This window comes from Bradyrhizobium sp. GW821-FHT12B03 (assembly GCF_058807535.1).
The window spans coordinates 1-17,669 of record NZ_JBXAQU010000033.1 but is presented as its reverse complement, the minus strand read 5'-3'; the positions used below and the strand labels follow the sequence as shown (position 1 = coordinate 17,669).

At 64.7% G+C, this 17,669-nt stretch carries 18 protein-coding genes; 10 read left to right on the top strand and 8 right to left on the bottom strand.

Features of this window, described 5'->3' with window-relative positions; genetic code table 11:
* Positions 1-10: 10 nt before the first annotated feature.
* Entirely contained in the window at positions 11-577 is a 567-nt protein-coding gene (locus AC1RUR_RS36955) for a hypothetical protein (RefSeq protein ID WP_492853052.1), read from the bottom strand.
* Positions 578-668: 91 nt separating this feature from the next.
* Positions 669-1,580, bottom strand: coding sequence for a LysR family transcriptional regulator (locus tag AC1RUR_RS36950; RefSeq protein WP_492853075.1), 912 nt, complete (start codon positions 1,578-1,580; stop codon positions 669-671).
* Positions 1,581-1,682: 102 nt separating this feature from the next.
* On the opposite strand from AC1RUR_RS36950, the gene AC1RUR_RS36945 reads away from it, so the two are divergent.
* The 7 genes from AC1RUR_RS36945 to AC1RUR_RS36915 all read left to right on the top strand — a co-directional run bounded on the left by AC1RUR_RS36945 (position 1,683) and on the right by AC1RUR_RS36915 (position 9,737).
* Positions 1,683-2,921 carry an NAD(P)/FAD-dependent oxidoreductase gene (locus AC1RUR_RS36945; protein ID WP_492853051.1) on the top strand — a complete coding sequence of 413 codons (1,239 nt, stop codon included), beginning with the start codon at positions 1,683-1,685 and terminating at the stop codon, positions 2,919-2,921.
* Complete coding sequence (locus AC1RUR_RS36940; RefSeq protein WP_492853050.1) at positions 2,918-4,540, top strand: hydantoinase/oxoprolinase family protein; 1,623 nt, start codon at positions 2,918-2,920, stop codon at positions 4,538-4,540. Before AC1RUR_RS36945 ends, AC1RUR_RS36940 begins: the two co-directional genes overlap by 4 nt.
* Positions 4,537-6,174: a hydantoinase B/oxoprolinase family protein gene (locus tag AC1RUR_RS36935; protein WP_492853049.1), complete on the top strand. Its 1,638-nt coding sequence runs from the start codon at positions 4,537-4,539 to the stop codon at positions 6,172-6,174. Before AC1RUR_RS36940 ends, AC1RUR_RS36935 begins: the two co-directional genes overlap by 4 nt.
* Positions 6,171-7,157 carry a tripartite tricarboxylate transporter substrate binding protein gene (locus AC1RUR_RS36930; protein WP_492853048.1) on the top strand — a complete coding sequence of 329 codons (987 nt, stop codon included), beginning with the start codon at positions 6,171-6,173 and terminating at the stop codon, positions 7,155-7,157. The genes AC1RUR_RS36935 and AC1RUR_RS36930 overlap by 4 nt, the downstream gene beginning before the upstream one ends.
* 230 nt (positions 7,158-7,387) lie before the next feature.
* On the top strand, positions 7,388-8,044 hold the full coding sequence (locus AC1RUR_RS36925; RefSeq protein ID WP_492853047.1) for a hypothetical protein: 657 nt from the start codon (positions 7,388-7,390) through the stop codon (positions 8,042-8,044).
* Positions 8,044-8,742, top strand: coding sequence for a hypothetical protein (locus AC1RUR_RS36920; protein ID WP_492853046.1), 699 nt, complete (start codon positions 8,044-8,046; stop codon positions 8,740-8,742). The genes AC1RUR_RS36925 and AC1RUR_RS36920 overlap by 1 nt, the downstream gene beginning before the upstream one ends.
* A 185-nt stretch (positions 8,743-8,927) precedes the next feature.
* A complete protein-coding gene (locus tag AC1RUR_RS36915; RefSeq protein WP_492853045.1) occupies positions 8,928-9,737 on the top strand; it encodes a substrate-binding periplasmic protein in 810 nt (269 codons plus the stop codon).
* Between the two features lie 351 nt (positions 9,738-10,088).
* Here AC1RUR_RS36915 and AC1RUR_RS36910 read toward each other — a convergent pair whose 3' ends face one another.
* The 6 genes from AC1RUR_RS36910 to AC1RUR_RS36885 form a co-directional block, all read right to left on the bottom strand.
* A complete protein-coding gene (locus tag AC1RUR_RS36910; RefSeq protein WP_492853044.1) occupies positions 10,089-10,295 on the bottom strand; it encodes a YodC family protein in 207 nt (68 codons plus the stop codon).
* A 376-nt stretch (positions 10,296-10,671) separates the two neighbouring features.
* Positions 10,672-11,424, bottom strand: a complete 753-nt coding sequence (locus AC1RUR_RS36905) for an HAD family hydrolase (protein ID WP_492853043.1) — start codon at positions 11,422-11,424, stop codon at positions 10,672-10,674.
* Positions 11,415-12,302 (bottom strand): oxygen-dependent coproporphyrinogen oxidase, encoded by an 888-nt coding sequence (gene hemF, locus AC1RUR_RS36900; RefSeq protein ID WP_492853074.1) that lies wholly within the window; start codon positions 12,300-12,302, stop codon positions 11,415-11,417. Before hemF ends, AC1RUR_RS36905 begins: the two co-directional genes overlap by 10 nt.
* 16 nt (positions 12,303-12,318) lie before the next feature.
* Positions 12,319-12,684, bottom strand: coding sequence for a 6-pyruvoyl trahydropterin synthase family protein (locus AC1RUR_RS36895; protein ID WP_492853042.1), 366 nt, complete (start codon positions 12,682-12,684; stop codon positions 12,319-12,321).
* Positions 12,685-12,700: 16 nt separating this feature from the next.
* Entirely contained in the window at positions 12,701-13,333 is a 633-nt protein-coding gene (queE, locus tag AC1RUR_RS36890) for a 7-carboxy-7-deazaguanine synthase (protein WP_492853041.1), read from the bottom strand.
* An 18-nt stretch (positions 13,334-13,351) separates the two neighbouring features.
* Positions 13,352-13,810, bottom strand: a complete 459-nt coding sequence (locus tag AC1RUR_RS36885; RefSeq protein ID WP_492853040.1) for a tRNA (cytidine(34)-2'-O)-methyltransferase — start codon at positions 13,808-13,810, stop codon at positions 13,352-13,354.
* Positions 13,811-14,089: 279 nt separating this feature from the next.
* Here AC1RUR_RS36885 and petA point away from each other — a divergent pair, with 279 nt between their 5' ends.
* The 3 genes from petA to AC1RUR_RS36870 all read left to right on the top strand — a co-directional run bounded on the left by petA (position 14,090) and on the right by AC1RUR_RS36870 (position 17,568).
* Positions 14,090-14,620, top strand: a complete 531-nt coding sequence (gene petA, locus AC1RUR_RS36880) for a ubiquinol-cytochrome c reductase iron-sulfur subunit (RefSeq protein ID WP_128924114.1) — start codon at positions 14,090-14,092, stop codon at positions 14,618-14,620.
* Between the two features lie 62 nt (positions 14,621-14,682).
* Complete coding sequence (fbcH, locus tag AC1RUR_RS36875; RefSeq protein ID WP_492853039.1) at positions 14,683-16,746, top strand: cytochrome b/c1; 2,064 nt, start codon at positions 14,683-14,685, stop codon at positions 16,744-16,746.
* A 147-nt stretch (positions 16,747-16,893) separates the two neighbouring features.
* Positions 16,894-17,568, top strand: coding sequence for a dienelactone hydrolase family protein (locus tag AC1RUR_RS36870; protein WP_354135576.1), 675 nt, complete (start codon positions 16,894-16,896; stop codon positions 17,566-17,568).
* Positions 17,569-17,669: the final 101 nt, after the last annotated feature.

The window sequence follows — 17,669 nt, the reverse complement described above, 5'->3', positions numbered from 1 at the left end:
CCGACCCGGCTCAGCGCACAGTCGCATCGGGCGTCGCGTTCAACGGCGCTCCCCCGACCGAGATCGGACCCGACGGGGTCGTTACGCGCGGCGGCTGCTTTGGCCTCGGGGTGACACGCCCTGTCGGAGCTCGCGCGACGGCAGGCGCTGAAGCCGATGGCATCGCGACGCTGGGCGCAGTCGGCAGAGCCGGTGCGGCCGATGCCTGCGGGGCCGGGCTCTTCAGTGCGTCGATTTTCGAATTGAGGTTGGCAAGCTGACTGACGATCGCCTTGAGCTGCTCTTGCTGGTCGGCGATGGCCCTGTCGATCGCCGCCAGGTCGTCGGCCGTCTTTTGTTGCGCGGCGAGCAGGTCCGTCATGATCGCCCGGTCATTGGATCCGCTGTCGGCTTCCCCGTCCTCGCGCCCGGCGGACTGACCGAACAATCCCGGGTTCAGCCAGGCGTAAGATGCCCCTGCGCCTGCGAGTGCAAGGACGACGACCGCGAAGAGCACAAACGGCCATCGGCGAGGAGGCGCGGGCAGTAAAGGCGGCGGCTCCACGACCGGCCAGTTCGGAGGCGATTCGATGCTCATCCGAACGTCCTAGTCAGCCTTTTCGTCCAACGCAATTGGTGCGTCAGCGATCGGCATCGCCCTGTGCACCGGCACATTCGCGGGCACGGCTTCATCCATCGTTGCGTGCCGCGCTGCGCAGCAGCTTGACGAACGCCTCCGCGGGCGGTGAGAGCACGAGTCCCCGCCGTTGATAGATGTAGTAGCGGCGTTGGATGTCCGGAGCGCGCAGCTTGATGAAACGCACGTCGAAATTCGGCGCGAACAGCCGTCCGTAGTCGGGAACGGCGGCAAGGCCGGTCCCGACGCCCACCAACGCCAAAGCGGTGGTCAGATATTTGACCTCGACGGCGGTCTGTATGGAGAGAGAGCTGTCATGCGCATGCAGCAGGCTCTCCAGGTGACGGTTGAACTCGCTGGAATAGATCACCCAGCGCTCGTCGCGCAGTTTTTTCCACGAGACGGCACGTTGCTGCGCCAGCGGGTGCCTTGCCGAGCAGACCACGCGGATCGGGACGTCCATCAGGAACGTGCTGGTGACATCCTCGCCGGTGGCGCGCTCGGGGCCGACGCCCAGTTCCGCCTCGCCCCGGCGCACGATGCTCACCACCTCGTCCGCCATCGCGTCGGTCACGCGCAGACCGACATCGGGATGCGCCCGCTCGAATTCGCCGAGCACCGCCGCCACCCAGGTGCATGCCAGCATCTGCGGCGCGACCACGCGGAGCAGGCCGGTGCGCAGCGAGCGAAGGTCCGAAGCGCCCTCCGCGATCTGTTGCACGTCGTCCAGGATGCGGCGCGCCAGCGGAAGCAATTGCTCGCCGGCCGCCGTCAACAGCACGACCGCGCCGCGGTCGAACAGTTTCAGCCCGAGGGTGTCCTCGAGCTGCTGAACCAGCATGCTGACGGCCGACTGCGTCAGGTTGATCTGTCGCGCCGCCGCCGTGAAGCTGCCCGCGCGGGCAACCGCGGCAAAGGCGCGCATCTGGCGCAGGCTGAGCGTGGAGAGAATTGCGGGCCGCATCACAGATCCTCGCGCAAATGCATCGACTATCAGGAAACCTGATGACAGTATTAAAAGAATTGGCTTGTGTGATGGGGGACTAATTTTTCAGAATTCCCGGGCATGCACATTGTCGTCATAGGGACCGGAATCGTCGGCGCTTGTACCGCGGCATGGCTGCAGCGCGACGGCCATGCGGTGACGTTCGTCGATCCGCTGGACGCGGGCGAGGCCTGCTCCTTCGGCAATGCCGGCTCGCTGTCGCCCAGCGCCTGCCTGCCGGTGGGCATGCCCGGCATGTGGCAGAAGGTCCCGCGCTGGCTGCTCGATCCCCTGGGGCCGCTGACGGTGCGTTGGGCCTATGCGCCGCTGGTGGCGCCATGGCTGCTGCGCATGCTCGGTCATTCGTCGCGCGACGAGGTCACGCGTATCGCCACCGCGCTGCGTTCGCTGCTGGCGCCGATCTTCGACTGCTACGATCCGCTGCTCGCCCATGCCGATGCGCAGGATTTGGTGCGGCGGAGCGGCTGCCTGTATGTCTTTTCCTCGCGCGAGACGGCGGCCCAGTGGGCCTGGGGCATGAACCTGCGGCGATCGCTGGGTGTGCGGATGCAGGACGTCGAACAGGACGAGCTGGAAAGTCTCGAGCCGGACCTGAAGGGACGTTTTCGCTTCGGCATTCTGGCGCCCGACAACGGCTCCACGTCCGACCCGTCGGCCCTCGTCAAGGCGATCTACAATCGCTGCATCGCCGACGGCGCGCGTCACGTCCGCGACCGTGTCCGCGGTTTCGAGCGTCAGGGCCGGCGCGTCACGGCGGTGCTGCTGGAGCGCGGCGAGCCGCTGGTGGCGGACGGCGTGGTGGTGGCGGCCGGTGCTTGGTCGGGCCCGTTGGCCGCACAGCTCGACAGCCCGGTGATGCTGGAGACCCAGCGCGGCTACCATGTCACCGTGCAGAGCTCGAACCTGGCACTGCGCCACACCGTGATGGCGGTGGAGCACAATCTGATGGTCAACCCGATGGCCATGGGCCTTCGGCTCGCCGGCACGGTGGAATTCGCCGGCTTGAAAGCGCCACCCAACATGGCGCGCGCCGACGCCCTGCTTCGCCAGGGACAGCAATTATTCCCGCATTTGGACACATCGTCCGTCACGCGCTGGATGGGCCATCGTCCCTGTCATCCGGACAGTATGCCGGTGGTTGGTCCGGTCCACGCGGCCGACAACGCCTGGCTCGCCTTCGGTCACGGCCATATGGGCATGTGCATGGGTGCGGCGACCGGCCGCGAGATCGCGCATCTGGTGGCTGGCCGGCCGACGCAGGTGGATCTGACGCCGTTTTCGCCGGAGCGATTCCGTTGAGCGCGTCCTGGTCGCTCGCCTTGGACATGGGTGGCACCTTCGTCGATGCGGTGGCCTTGCGGAGCGACGGGCACATCACGGCGCTCAAATATCCGCGCGCCGGACGAAGTCTGGCGGAGCCGGTCGTCGAGGCGCTCGATCGACTCTGTGCGCAGTCCGGCATAGGCTCCGGCGACGTCGACCGCGTGGTGCACGGCTCCACCGTGATCACCAATCTGCTGCTGGAGTTGAACGAGCCGCCGGTGGCCCTCGTGCTGACGCGCGGCATGCGCGACGTGCCGGTCCTGGCGCGCCAGGACCGCAAGGAGCTGTATGAGCCGGTGATCGCGCCGGCCTTGCCCGAAGCCAAGCTGTTTCCGGAGCCGCTGCGTTTCGAAATCGGCGGACGGATCGATGCCGAGGGGCGTGAGATCGAGCCGCTCGACCTGTCGGCCGTGGACGCCATTGCGGATGCGGTGAGCGCGGCCGGCGTGCGCGCGCTGGCGGTCGGTCTGTTGTTCTCGCACCGCAATCCCACGCATGAGCGCGCGCTGCGGGCTGCGCTGCATGCGCGCTTACCTCGCCTGTACGTCTCCCTGTCCAGCGAGGTCGATCCGCAACCGCGGGAGTTCGAGCGCTGGCTGACCACGGCACTCGACGCCTATGCCAAGCCGCTGGCAACAGATTATCTGCACGCATTGGCCGAGGCGCTGACGTCGCGCGGTCTGCCGGCGCTGCGCCTGATGCGATCGGCCGGCGGCACCGCGCCCTGGCGCGATCTCGCCGCGCAGCCGATCGGCCTTGCCATGTCCGGCCCCTGCGCGGCGCTGCAGGGCGTGGCGGCCTGCCTCGGAACCTCCGGTCCTGCGATCATCCTGGATGTCGGGGGCACCAGCGCCGACATCAGCATTCTCCTGGACGGCAGGCCGACCTTCACCGACGCGCTGGAATGCGGCGGCTTGCCGATCCGCCAGCGCTGCGCGGACATCACGTCGATCGGCATCGGCGGCGGCAGTGTGGTGTCGGTGCTGCCGGGCGGCGCGCTGCGCCTTGGTCCACGCTCGCAAGGCGCATGGCCTGGGCCGGCCGCCTTTGGTCTGGGCGGTGACTTGCCGACGCTGAGCGATGCGCTCTGCGTGCTGGACCGCCTGCCGCCCCGGCTCGCCGGCGGGATGGTGCTCGACCGCGCCGCCGCCGAGCGCGCGCTCGGCGATGTCGCCGGTGCGCTCGGTCTATCGGTGCCTCGCACGGCCGAGGCCGTGGTGAGCGCGGCCGCCGCCGGGATGGCGGAGGCGCTCAAGACCCACGCCTTCCAGCGCAACCTCGATCCGGCGGACGCGGTGCTCGTCGCCATCGGCGGCGGCGGCGCGCAGCATGCGGCCGAGATCGCTGAACTCGCCGGCATGCGCCGCGTGCTGGTGATGCCGCATGCCGGCGTGATGGCGGCGCTCGGCATGCTCTGCAGTCCGAACGAGGGCGACGTCCGCCTGGCGGCGGGCGAAAGCCCGTGGGATTCGCTATCCCCGCAAGGCGAGGGACCGCATTCCCTGTTCACGCCGATGACCACCGCCTTTGTGCCGGCGGGCTGGTCCTGGCGGCTGATGCCGGATCGGACGCTGGCGCTGGAGGCGAAGGCATGATGCCGCGCGCGCGCGACGTCGCATCCGATCCGGAGATCGCGCTGCGCATGGAGCCGCTGCGCTTGGCGCTGCAAGGCACGGCCGACCGCATGCAGGACGGCATGATGCGCGCCGCGGTGTCGTCCATCGCCCGCGAGAGCGGCGACTGTGCCGCAGCGCTGTTCCTGCCGGACGGGCGCTTGCTGGCCCAGGCGCGTTCGCTGCCGCTGTTGCTGGGCTCGCTGATTCCGGCGGTTTCAGGCGTGCTCGCGCGCTTCCCGCTTCACACGATGTCCGACGGAGATGTCTATCTGCTCAACGACCCCTGGTCCGGCGGCACGCATCTGCCGGACCTCGCTTTGGTGCACCCGGTTTTCCGGGATGGCGAAGTGATCGCCTTGGCCGCGGCCAATCTGCACCACCAGGATGTCGGCGGCATGGCCGCCGGCTCGATCCCGCCTGATGCAACCGAAGTGTACCAGGAGGGCCTGCGCTTGCCGCCGGTGCGCTGGCGCAGCGCCGAGGGGGTGCTATCGGACATCGACGCCATCCTGGCGGCCAATTCGCGCACGCCCGACAATTTGCGGGGCGACCTGGATGCGCAGTGGACGGCGCTGACGCAGGGCGCGCGCGAACTGAGGCAGATCGCGCGCCACACCGGGCCCCGTTTCCCCGAGGTGTGCGATGCCTTGATTGCGCAGACCGAACGCATGACCCGCGCGGCTCTTGCCGCTGCGCCCGACGGCGAATGGACCTGGCGCGATCAACTCGATGGCGACGGCGTCGACACCGCGCCGGTGGCCATCGTCGTGAGCCTGCGCAAGCAGGGTGACGCGCTGGAGATCGATTTCGAGGGGACCGCGGCGCAGGTGCGGGGACCGCTCAACGCGTCGCCGGCGGCGATGCTGTCGGCAGCGCTGTTCTTCATGCGCACGCTGGCGCCGGAGGCCCCCAACAATGCCGGTTGCCTGGCGCCGCTGACGCTGAAGCTTCCACCCGGCAGCCTGGTCAATCCGACGCTGCCGGCGGCGGTCAATGCGCGCACGGCGACCGTGAAGCTCGCATGCAACGCCATTCTCGGTGCCTGGTCACAGTCGGCAAACGGGACGGGCGTGGCGCCGCATGCCGGCGTCGCCACCGTGCTGGCGCTCAGCGGCACGCGGACGGACGGGCGGCGCTGGATGTTCACCGAGATCATCGCCAGCGGCGCCGGCGCCAGCGTCCGCGCGCCCGGCCGCGCCGGCGTCTCCACCGACGTCGGCAATGCGCGCAATACCCCGGTCGAGGTGATCGAGGCCGAAGCGCCGCTGCGTGTGGAATGTTACGAGATCCGCCGCGGCAGCGGCGGCGCCGGCTTGCAATGTGGCGGCGACGGCGTGCGGCGCGCCTATCGCCTGCTCGAAGGGCAGGGCTGGATCGCCTATCGCGGCGAGCGCCACGTCGGCCGTGCCCGCGGTGCCCAGGGCGGCGGAGCCGGCGCAAATTCGGTGGCCCGGGTCTTGCGTGTGGACGGGGCTGTCGAGCACTTGCCCGCGCGCGCCCGCATCGCGTGGTCCGCCGGCGACCTGCTGATCATCGAAACCGCCGGCGGGGGCGGCTGGGGGCGTCTTGCTCCAGCTGACTCCGCCAACCCACTCGCAAGGAGTTGCCCATGATCCGCTTCCCGATTTCGCGCCGCGCGACGCTGGCGTTGGCCGGTCTTGCGATGCTGCTGCCTGTGCCGGGTCGTGCGCAGGCAATCTACCCGAACAAGGCGATCCACATTGTCGTGCCGTTCGCGCCCGGCGGCAGCACCGACGTGCTGGCGCGGCGGCTGGGCGACAAGCTCGCCGCGGCCTGGGGCCAGCCGGTCGTGGTCGACAATCGTGCCGGCGCCGGCGGCGCCCTGGGCGCCGACTTCGTGGCCAAGTCCGCGCCCGACGGTTACACCCTGCTCGCGGGCGTGACCGGCAGCAACGCCATCGCGCAGGCGCTGTATCCCAAATTGCCCTACGACGTGATCAAGGACTTCGCGCCGCTGACGATGATGGTGAGCGCGCCGCTGGTGCTGGCCGTCAATCCCGAATTGGAGGCGAAGACGGCGGCCGAGTTTCTCGCTTTGGCGAAGTCGAAACCGGGCGCGCTGAGTTTCGGTTCGGCCGGCAACGGCACCTCGATGCATCTCACCGGCGAGATGTACAAGCAGGCGACCGACGTCGCGATGGTGCACGTTCCCTACCGCGGCAGCGCCGCCATGCTCACCGACCTCATGGGCGGGCAGATCCAGGTCACGTTCGGCGATGTCCTGGTGCTGATGCCGCAGATCCAGGCCGGAAAGGTTCGCGCGCTCGCCGTCACCTCGAAAACCAGGCACCCCCTGCTGCCTGACGTGCCGACGCTGGACGAAACGGGACTGAAGGGTTTCGAGGCGTTGTCATGGCAGGGCCTGTTCGCGCCGGCCGGCACGCCGCCCGAGGTGGTCGAAAAGCTGAGCGCGGAAGTCAACAAGGCCATGCAGTCTCCCGACATCAAGGACTACTTCGCGGCGCAGGGCTTCATCATCCAGGGCTCGACTCCCGAGGCCTTCAAGGCCTTTGTCGCCAAGGAGGTGGAGAAGTGGACGCCGATCGTGAAGAATTCCGGCGCGCAGGTGAATTGAGCTGCAATTGCGGTGACAGTGACTGGCGTAATTTCGATAAGTCACGAGGTCGGCCGATTCCACGCCCGGGAATGCTCCCAATGAAGATGCCACATCGACGGAAGGAGCATGTGCCGGGCTTTTCACGGCGGCAATAGTTTCCGGCAATGCTGAAAAGCGATGTGTGTACCCGCTCTCCGTGTTGAGTTATAAGCGATATTTAGGTCGAAACCAGATTGCAGGTTAGACTAATGAGTAGTGATAAGACAACGATAACTGAAGCACTCGCGAATTCCGAAGCCCGATGGCGAACAGCTCGCTGGATCGCGAAACAGACTGGTATCTCAGTCGACAATACCATCAAAATCTTAGAGCGATCACCAGAAATCAGGCGCGCTAAGAAAGGAAACACTCGAGGAGAAACGCTTTACGCACTGAAAGACAAGCGGATGAGCGGCGCGGACGACGATATCCAAGAACCGGCACTCGGCGAAAACGACCTATCCCCGTCGAAATTGTTGGTGCTATTGCCCTTCGATGCATCCGCCAAGTCTCTAAGGGATGTTGTCGGTAAGGTTGTCCGCGCCAGTCACGGTGAGCCACTTTTCCTCGATGAGATCAAGCCCGGTGCTGTTTGGGCAGACGAAGTTTACAGACTTATCGGTATAAGCGACGCCGTAATTGCGGATGTAACACGGTCTAACCCTAATGTGATGTTTGAGATCGGAATCGCTCACGGTCTTGGCAAGCCGCTTGTGCTTCTAGTAGACGATGCCGCTGGCGCTAATTTGCCCAGCGATCTCGCCGGATATCAGTTCATCCCATATTCTAGCTCGAATTTCTCGCCTCTGTTGGATCGTCTTCGTAGAACAATCCAACAAGTTATTCAGCGTCGGGAGCAACGCTGATGGCCCAATCACGCGTTTGCTTTATGGTCATGCCGTTCCGATCGGAACTCAATTTTTTGTATTTGTTTCTGCAACAATATCTAATGCAGACACATGGGCTTCGCATCCGAAGAGGCGACACAAGTATCCTGACGAAGTCATTGATGGAGAAGGTGGAGGCGGAGATTCAAACAGCCGACCTCATTATTGGGGACATCACATACTCGAGCCCGAATGTTTTCTACGAGCTTGGGATCGCACGAGCGAATCGTAAGCCCATCATTTTTATGACTCAAGAAGATCCCAAGGTTGCTCCGGTTGATCTCCGGCATTTCGAATTTATTCATTACGATCTATCGCGAGATCAAGAACTGCTTTCAAAGCTCGACAATGCCATCCAGAACTCGCTTGGAGGTGATTATGAGAAATTGCTGCAACAAGCCGTCACACTTCTCCAGAAATTCAACTCTGAGACTTCATCGTCATACTCGGTGGCCACACTCGAAGAGTTTCGTGCGCGAACCATCCGCGGTGAACGAATCGAACACATCCCAAATCCAAGCGACCCGAGTTTTGCGGAATTCTTGTTGCCGAAGATAATCGCAGAGTCGACCGATATCTCTGTCATTCGAAAGATAGACAAATGGTTGTCAGGCGCTAACGGTCGCGCGGTTAAGAAGCCAAACAAAACTCGCAAACGATCTTTGCGCGCATCTTAACGAGCGGTCGACGACTTCCGCGAAGGCTGCGTCCGCGGTGCGGATCGCGCCGGAAGGAACTTCGGCTGCCAATTTCGGTGCATCCCGCAGCTCCAAATTCCTTTGCGCTTGTCAACTCTCGGCGGAGGTGCGAGATTCGCGCGTGACTTCGATTTGCGCGTGAGCCGGCGCCGCGAAAGCTCAACATGATGCGAAATCAGCGCATCCGGAATTCAGCCAAGGGTGCTGTTTCCCTGAGATCCCTCCTGTTCGCCCTTGCGATCGCGACAACCGGCTACGGCGATGCGTATCCCACCGGCCTTGTCCTCGTGGCCGCTGACAGTTCGCCCACAGCCTATGTCGAGAATGGCAAGCCGTCCGGAATACTTGTCGATGTCGTGACCGAAGCCTTTCGAAGGACTGGCGAGCCGATTGAAGTTCAGGTGATGCCATGGGCACGTTGCCTGGCCGAAGTTCGCAGCGGTCGTGTCGACGGAATATTCTCCGTTTTCAGGCTGCCTGAGCGAACTGAGTTTCTCACCTACACCAACGTCCCGGTCATCACCCAGGTGCTGGCGTTTTTTGTCCCTGCCGATTCCGATGTGCAGTTTGACGGCGACATCGGCAAGTTGGGAAGGCTTGGAATCGGGACCATCAGGGGCACGAGTTACGGCCTCAAGGTCGATAGCGCACTCAAGGCAGGGGTATGGTCGACCGTTGTCGAAACCAACAATGTCGATAACCTCGTTGGCATGCTGTCTCGGAAGAGGATCGACCTGGCGATCGGCTACCGGCATGTCGTCCTCGAAGCCGCGCGCAACAAGGGGTATCTGGACAAGATAAGGGAACTGTCTCCAGGCATCGACGAGATTCCAAGTTATCTGGCATTCACCAAGCAACATGACTATTCGAAAGTCATTGCCGATTTCGATCGGGCGCTGACGAGTATGAAGGACGACCACAGCTTTGAGGCCATCTACGAGAAGTATCTGGGGCCCCGGGCGGCCGGGCGCTAGGAGCCGCGGATTGCGGTGACAGTGCTGGACTGCACCGTAATCCCGAGGCTCGACAGCCAAGCCAATCGCGTCTAGTTGCTTGCCGCCGGGATGGTCCTCGACACGATGGGACGTCCCGCCCAGATGGCATTTATGATCGCTGCCGTGCTTGGTATCAGCCTGATCGGCGGGGCAGCGTTCGGTGTTCTGATCTACGTCATGTTGCGCGTTGCAGAAGCCCGAAGGGCACAGTAGCGAGACGCCGCGCCATACAGCGATGTCCGCCACCTCGCCATTGTTGGCAAAGAAGCGGACATCAGTCGCGCCGGAGCCGAGCGCTCCGATCCAAGTAGGATGCGGCCTTAGCCGTGCCTACTCCTCGTCTTCATCGTCCTCGTCGTCTTCATCCTCGTCCACCTCTTCCAGGTGTTCGAGCACGGCGAGCGGCAGGGTCTCGCGAAACAAATCGCCTTCGACGCCCATCCAGAGACAGATCACGTCGTCGCCTTTGACTTCTGCGACGGTCAGCGGCTGGCCGCCGGATTTGAGCATGACGATATCGCCGGCTTTCAGTTCCATGGATGGTCCTTTCGGGTTGATTGACTTAAGAGGCTAGCAGGCCGGCATGACATGCCGATCACGAGCTGCGGGATTAGTGGATGTGCTGCGGCAGCGCGCATCCGCCGGCCGGATTGCTGAAACGCCGATGAGGGAGCTTCAGGCCGGAAGCGGGACCATGACGGAGGCACGGGCGCCTGCTCGATGGGTTGCGCAAGGGCTTGTCCGTCCCATGCGCCGCGATGGTCACATCATGCGCCTGTTTTGCCCGACGGGTCAAGCGATTTCGTAAAATCCGCAATCGCGCCGGCGTTCGCTGCAAGCCATTGATTTTGCAGCAGCCGGCTACTGTGCATGGGGTTGTTTTCGATGTTTTGTTTTCGCGCCCTGATGACGGTCAGCCCGGAACGAGCTCGGTCAGCGAGCGGATGATGCGATCCGGCTTGATCGTCGATCCCTCGGGCAGACCCTCGCCATGCACGTCGATCCAGATCGCATAGATGCCGAGGCGCTGCGGCGTCACGACTTCCCATTCCAGATTGTCGCCGATCATCCAGGTGTCCTTCGCGGTGACGCCGAGCGCCTCCATCGCGTGCCGATAGGCGCGCTCCTCGGGCTTGCCGAAGCCGTGCTCGCCCTCGATCTGGATGTGATCGAAGCGGTGCGCCAGCTCGAAGCGCTCGACCTTGGCGCGCTGCATGTCGGCGGCGCCGTTGGTGACGAGCGCGAGCTTGACGCCGTGGGCCCGAAACGCGTCAATCGCATCATGCGCGCCGGGAAAGACGAAGATCGCTTCTTCGCGATAAGTGGTGAAGCGGTCGGCGAGGCGATCGGCGAGATCGTCGGGGACGGCACGGTGGCCAGCGGCGGCGAGTGCGGCGAAGCCGCCTCGCACCGTGAGCCGCCGTGCCTCGCCAAGCTTCATCCGCCAGATCGGCTCCGCGGTCGACCAGAATTGCCGTGCGCAGGCGAGCACGGCGGCTGCGACCTGCTCCGGCGGCAGCGGCGCGAGCTCCTCGGCGAACTCGTTCGTGATCGTGGTCCAGGCGATCTCGGGCCGGCCATAGGCGGACAGGATGGTGTCGTCCATGTCGATCAACATGGCGCGCGGCAGCGGCTTTGATGCGGGCTTCATCGTCGTCATGGCCATTTCACCTCAGGCGGCAGCGACGACAGGATCGAATCCACGTTGCCGCCGGTCTTGAGCCCGAAGATGGTGCCGCGGTCGTACAGCAGGTTGAACTCGACATAGCGGCCGCGGCGGACCAGTTGCTCCTCGCGGTCCGCAGCGGTCCATGCGCTCGCGAAATTGCGCCTGACGATGTCGGGGTAGATCTTCAGGAAGGCGCGGCCGACATCCTGCGTGAAGGCAAGGTCGGCGTCCCAGTCGCCGCTGTCGTGCCAGTCGTAGAAGATGCCGCCGATGCCGCGCGCCTCTTTGCGGTGCGGCAGGTAGAAATACTCGTCGCACCATTTCCTGTACTTGTCGTAATCGGCCACGCCGTTCGGTCCGGTGCAGGCCTCCTTCATCGCCGCATGGAAGGCGATGCTGTCGGCATCCGCCTGCGTGCGCCGGCGGTCCAGCACCGGCGTCAGATCGGCGCCGCCGCCGAACCACGCCTTGGTGGTGACGACGAAGCGCGTGTTCATGTGCACGGCCGGCACGTGCGGATTGCGCATGTGCGCGATCAGCGAGATGCCGGAGGCCCAGAAGCGCGGATCCTCGGCCGCGCCGGGGATCTGCGCGCGAAACTCGGGCGCGAACTCGCCGTGCACGGTCGAGCAGTGCACTCCGACCTTCTCGAACAGGCGGCCCGACATCATCGACATCACGCCGCCGCCGCCGGCCGCGCCGCTGTGATCGGTGCGCTGCCAGGGCGTGCGGTTGAAGCGGCCGGCTTCGCCCGGATAGAGGCTTTGCGGCGCGTCATCTTCCAGCCGCTCGAAGCTGGCGCAGATGTCGTCGCGCAAGGTTTCGAACCAGGCGCGGGCGCGCGTCTTGCGGTCTTCGATCAAGCTCGGGTCCATTGTGGATGCCATTTCGTCAGCCCTGCGGACCGTAATAGGTGCAGCTCTCGTTGCAACTGTCGCGGTGGATGCTGACGCGGGTCAGCTTGCCGATATGCGCCAGCCGCTCCCAGACGAAGCGCGCCAGGTTTTCCAGCGTCGGCTTGCCCAGCGCCTCGATCTTGTTGAGGAACTTGTGGTCGAGCGTCAAGCGCACGTCCTCGATGGCGCGCTGGAGGAGGCCGAGGTCGACCACCATGCCGGTTGCAGGGTCCGGCGTGCCGCGCACCGTCACCTCGGCGCGGAAGGAGTGGCCGTGGATTTCTTCGCTGGCGGCACCAAACGTCGTTCCCGACAGCGAATGCGCCGCCTCGAAGCGGAACGATTTCGTCAATTCCCACATCTGTCGTCAACCCATCCTATCTGATGCCGAGCGATTTATGCGTCTGCACGCTGAGCCGCCATTGCGGATGGTGCAGGCAGTAGTCGATCGCGCGCGCGGTGTTCTCGGCGACCTCCGGCCCGTCCATCGGCTGGAGCGAGAAGCGCTCGAAGGCGAGGCCCTCGAAGGTTTCCGGCGCGGCGAGGGCCTGCGGATAGACCAGCTTCAGCTCGTGGCCGCGGCGCAGCACGAGCTCGCTGCCGCCCTTGGGGCTGACGCAGATCCAGTCGAGGCCGTCAGGAGCTGCGATCGTGCCGTTGGTCTCGACGCCGATCTCGAAGCCTCGCGCGTGGAGCGCCTCGATCAGCGCGGCATCGACCTGGAGCAGCGGCTCGCCGCCGGTCAGCACCACGTAGCGGTTGGCGGCCGTTGCGGTCCATTGTGCCGCGATGGTGCCCGCGAGGTCCGCGGCCGTGCCATAGCGGCCGCCGAGCGTGCCGTCGGTGCCGACGAAATCGGTGTCGCAGAACTTGCAGGTTGCATCCACCCGGTCGGCCTCGCGGCCGCTCCAGAGGTTGCAGCCGGCAAAACGGCAGAACACCGACGCGCGCCCGGCGTGGGCGCCTTCGCCTTGCAGGGTCAGGAAGATTTCCTTGACCGTGTAACTCAATGGTCTCTCCTCAACATCTCAAACTGGCGGGTTCCGGATCTGCCGCAGCGCCTCGCCTGCGGCCATCGCCGCGGTCATGGCGACATTGAGCGACCGCAGTCCCGGGGCGATCGGGATCACCAGCCGCGCATCCGCGGCCTCGACGACCGCGTCGGTGACGCCGGCGCTCTCGCGCCCGAATAGCAGGATGTCCGACGTCTGGTAACGGAAATCGCGGTAGTCGGTGGCGGCCTTGGTGGTGAACAGCAGCAGGCGGTAGCCTTGTGCCGCGCGCCAGTCCTCGAATTTCCGCCAGGAGTCGTGCCTGACGATGCTGACTTGGTCGAGGTAATCCATTCCCGCCCGGCGGAAATGCCGGTCGGAGACCGGGAACCCGGCCGGTTCGATGATATGGGCGGCCAGCCCGAGGCAGGCGCAGAGCCTGAGAATCGTGCCGGTGTTCTGGGGGATGTCAGGCTGGAAAAGCGCGATCTGCATGGGCGGCGGACGGTTGGTTGCGGGCTGGAAATGTCTCAATAAAACATCGCCGGCGCGGGAATTCGTGCATTGCACGCTTCCCCGCCGTTAGCGGGCTTGCGCTCGCCCGGCAAGGGTGCCAATAGAACGATTCTGGACTGCTGTTTTCGCTTGTTTTGGCGGGGACGAGCGAAGTTCTGCCGCCGCGGGGGGCCGCGGGCGCCGGCAGACTGTTCCGGGGACCTTTGGGGGGCCTCTGGAGCGGTTCCACCGGCAGCATAAGAAGAAAGGGTTGGAATCGTGACGACAGCGTCTTCGGCGGACCATCCGACACGCCGTGATTTCTTATTCGTTGCAACGGGGGCAGCTGCAGCAGTAGGGGGCGCAGCCGCGCTCTGGCCCTTCATCTCTCAAATGAATCCTGACGCCTCGACCATCGCCGCAGGTGCGCCGATCGAGGTCGATCTCAGCCCGGTCGCCGAGGGCCAGGACATCAAGGTGTTCTGGCGCGGCAAGCCGATCTACATCAGCCACCGCACCAAGAAGCAGATCGACGAGGCACGTGCCGTCAACGTGGCGAGCCTGCCCGATCCGCAGACCGACGAGGCGCGGGTCAAGTCCGGCCACGAGCAGTGGCTGGTCGTGATCGGCATCTGCACCCATCTCGGCTGCATCCCGATCGCTCATGAGGGCAATTACGACGGGTTCTTCTGCCCCTGCCATGGTTCGCAGTACGATTCGTCCGGCCGCATCCGTCAGGGGCCCGCGCCCGCGAACCTGCCGGTGCCGCCGTACCAGTTCGTTTCCGACACCAAAATCCAGATCGGCTGAGCTTCGGACTCTCGTCCGAAGCTTCGCGCCGTCTCGTCGTATTATTTCCTCAGGATCGCATCATGAGCGGACCATCCGACTACCAGCCGAGCAATCCGGCCCTGCAATGGATCGAGCGGCGCCTGCCGATCCTCGGCCTCATGCACTCCTCCTTCGTCGTCTACCCCACCCCGCGCAACCTGAACTACTGGTGGACCTTCGGCGCCATCCTCTCCTTCATGCTTGGGATGCAGATCCTGACCGGCGTGATCCTGGCGATGCACTACACGCCGCATGCCGATCTCGCCTTCAAGTCGGTCGAGCTGCTCGTTCGTGACGTCAATTACGGCTGGCTGCTGCGCAACATGCATGCCTGCGGCGCGTCGATGTTCTTCTTCGCGGTCTACGTCCACATGCTGCGCGGCCTCTATTACGGCTCCTACAAGGAGCCGCGCGAGGTGTTGTGGATCCTCGGCGTCATCATCTACCTCCTGATGATGGCGACCGGCTTCATGGGCTACGTGCTGCCCTGGGGCCAGATGAGCTTCTGGGGCGCCACCGTCATCACCAACCTGTTCTCCGCCATTCCCTATGTCGGCGAGAGCATCGTGACGCTGCTGTGGGGCGGCTATTCGGTCGGCAACCCGACGCTGAACCGCTTCTTCTCGCTGCACTATCTGCTGCCGTTCCTGATCGCGGGCGTCGTCGTGCTCCACGTCTGGGCGCTGCACGTTGCCGGCCAGAACAATCCTGACGGCGTCGAGCCGAAGACGGAAAAGGACACGGTGCCGTTCACGCCGCACGCGACCATCAAGGACGGGTTCGGCGTCGCCTGCTTCCTGCTGCTCTATGCCTGGTTCATCTTCTACATGCCGAACTATCTCGGCGACGCCGACAACTACATTCCGGCGAATCCGGGCGTGACGCCGCCGCACATCGTGCCGGAATGGTATTACCTGCCGTTCTACGCGATCCTGCGCTCGATCCCGAACAAGCTCGCGGGCGTGATCGGCATGTTCTCGGCGATCATCATCCTGTGCTTCCTGCCCTGGCTCGATGCCGCCAAGACCAAATCGTCGAAGTATCGTCCGCTGGCCAAGCAGTTCTTCTGGATCTTCGTCGCGGTCTGCATCCTGCTCGGCTATCTCGGCGCGCAGCCGCCGGAAGGCATCTACGTGATCGCCGGCCGGGTCCTGACGGTCTGCTACTTCGCCTACTTCCTGATCGTGCTGCCGCTGCTCTCGCGCATCGAGAAGCCACGGCCGGTGCCGAACTCGATCTCGGAAGCGATCCTCGCCAAGAGCGGCAAGGCGGTGGCCTCCGTCGCCATCGCGCTGGTTGCCGCCGGCGCGCTGTTCCTCGGCAGCATGCAGGACGCCCGCGCCTCCGAGGGCAGCGACACGCCGCCGGGCAACAAATGGTCGTTCTCGGGCCCTTTCGGTAAGTACGACCGCGGCGCGCTGCAGCGCGGCCTCAAGGTCTACAAGGAAGTCTGCGCCAGCTGCCACGGCCTGTCCTACGTCTCCTTCCGCAACCTCGCCGAGCCCGGCGGACCCGGCTATTCGGTGGCGCAGGCGGCTGCATTCGCGTCGGACTACAAGGTCAAGGACGGTCCGAACGATGCCGGCGACATGTTCGAACGTCCGGGCCGGCCTGCCGACTATTTCCCCTCGCCATTCGCGAACGAGCAGGCTGCGCGTGCGGCGAACGGCGGTGCGGCGCCGCCGGACCTGTCGCTGATCACCAAGGCGCGCTCCTACAAGCGCGGCTTCCCGATGTTCATCGTCGACTTCTTCAGCCAGTACCAGGAGCAGGGCCCGGATTACGTCTCGGCAGTGCTCCAGGGCTTCGAGGAGAAGGTGCCGGAAGGCGTGACCATTCCGGAGGGCTCGTACTACAACAAGTACTTCCCGGGCCATGCCATCAAGATGCCGAAGCCGCTCAGCGACGGCCAGGTGACCTATGACGACGGCTCGCCGACCACGGTCGCGCAATATTCCAAGGACGTCACCACGTTCCTGATGTGGACCGCCGAGCCGCACATGGAAGCGCGCAAACGCCTCGGATTCCAGGTGTTCATCTTCCTGATCCTCTTCGCGGGCCTGATGTACTTCACCAAGAAGAAAGTCTGGGCCGACTCGCACTGAGCGGCCAGGCCGGACGCGAAACGAAGAAGCCCCCGCAAGGGGGCTTTTTGCTGGACACGAGTGTGTGTTGTTTGGCGCGATTGCCTATCGCACGCGCAGCCGCCAAAATGCGGTCAACTGCTCCCCACAACATCGTCGGAGGACACCATGGGAACCGCCATCACCTTCAAGCGCCCGGACGGCAAGGATGCCTCGGGCTATCTGGCCAACGCCGCGCGTAGCAATGCGCCGGGCGTGGTCGTGATCCAGGAATGGTGGGGCCTGTCGGACCAGATCAAGGGCCTGTGCGACCGCTTCGCGCTGGCCGGTTTCGATGCGCTGGCGCCCGATCTCTACAAGGGCAAGGTGGTGCCGTATCACGACACGGACGCGGCCGGCAAAGAGATGAACTCGCTCGACTTCATGGATGCCACCACGCAGACCGTGCGCGGCGCCACGCAATACCTGTCGCGCAATGGCGCCAAGGTCGGGCTGACAGGCTTCTGCCTCGGCGGCGCCGTCACCATCATCGGCTCGGTGCATGTGCCGGAGCTCGCCGCCGGCGTCGTGTTCTACGGCATCCCGCCGGAGCAGGCGGCCAAGCCCGCCGACGTCAAGATCCCGCTCCAGGCCCATTTCGCCAACAAGGACGATTGGTGCACGCCGGAGCTGGTCAACGGCTTCGAAAAGGCCATGAAGGCCGCCGGCAAGTCGCTGGAGCTGTTCCGCTATGACGCCGAGCACGCCTTCGTCAACGAGCAGCGTCAGGCCGTGCACGACCGCGAGGCCGCCGAGCTCGCCTGGGGCAGGGCGACGGAGTTTTTCCGGAAGCATCTGGGGTAGGGCAACAATATCGCTCCGATTTCAAATGTCGTCCCGGCGAAGGCCCTAGGGCATGCACATATCTCTAAGGCTCCATCCGGCTGAGAGGGCATGGAAGTATT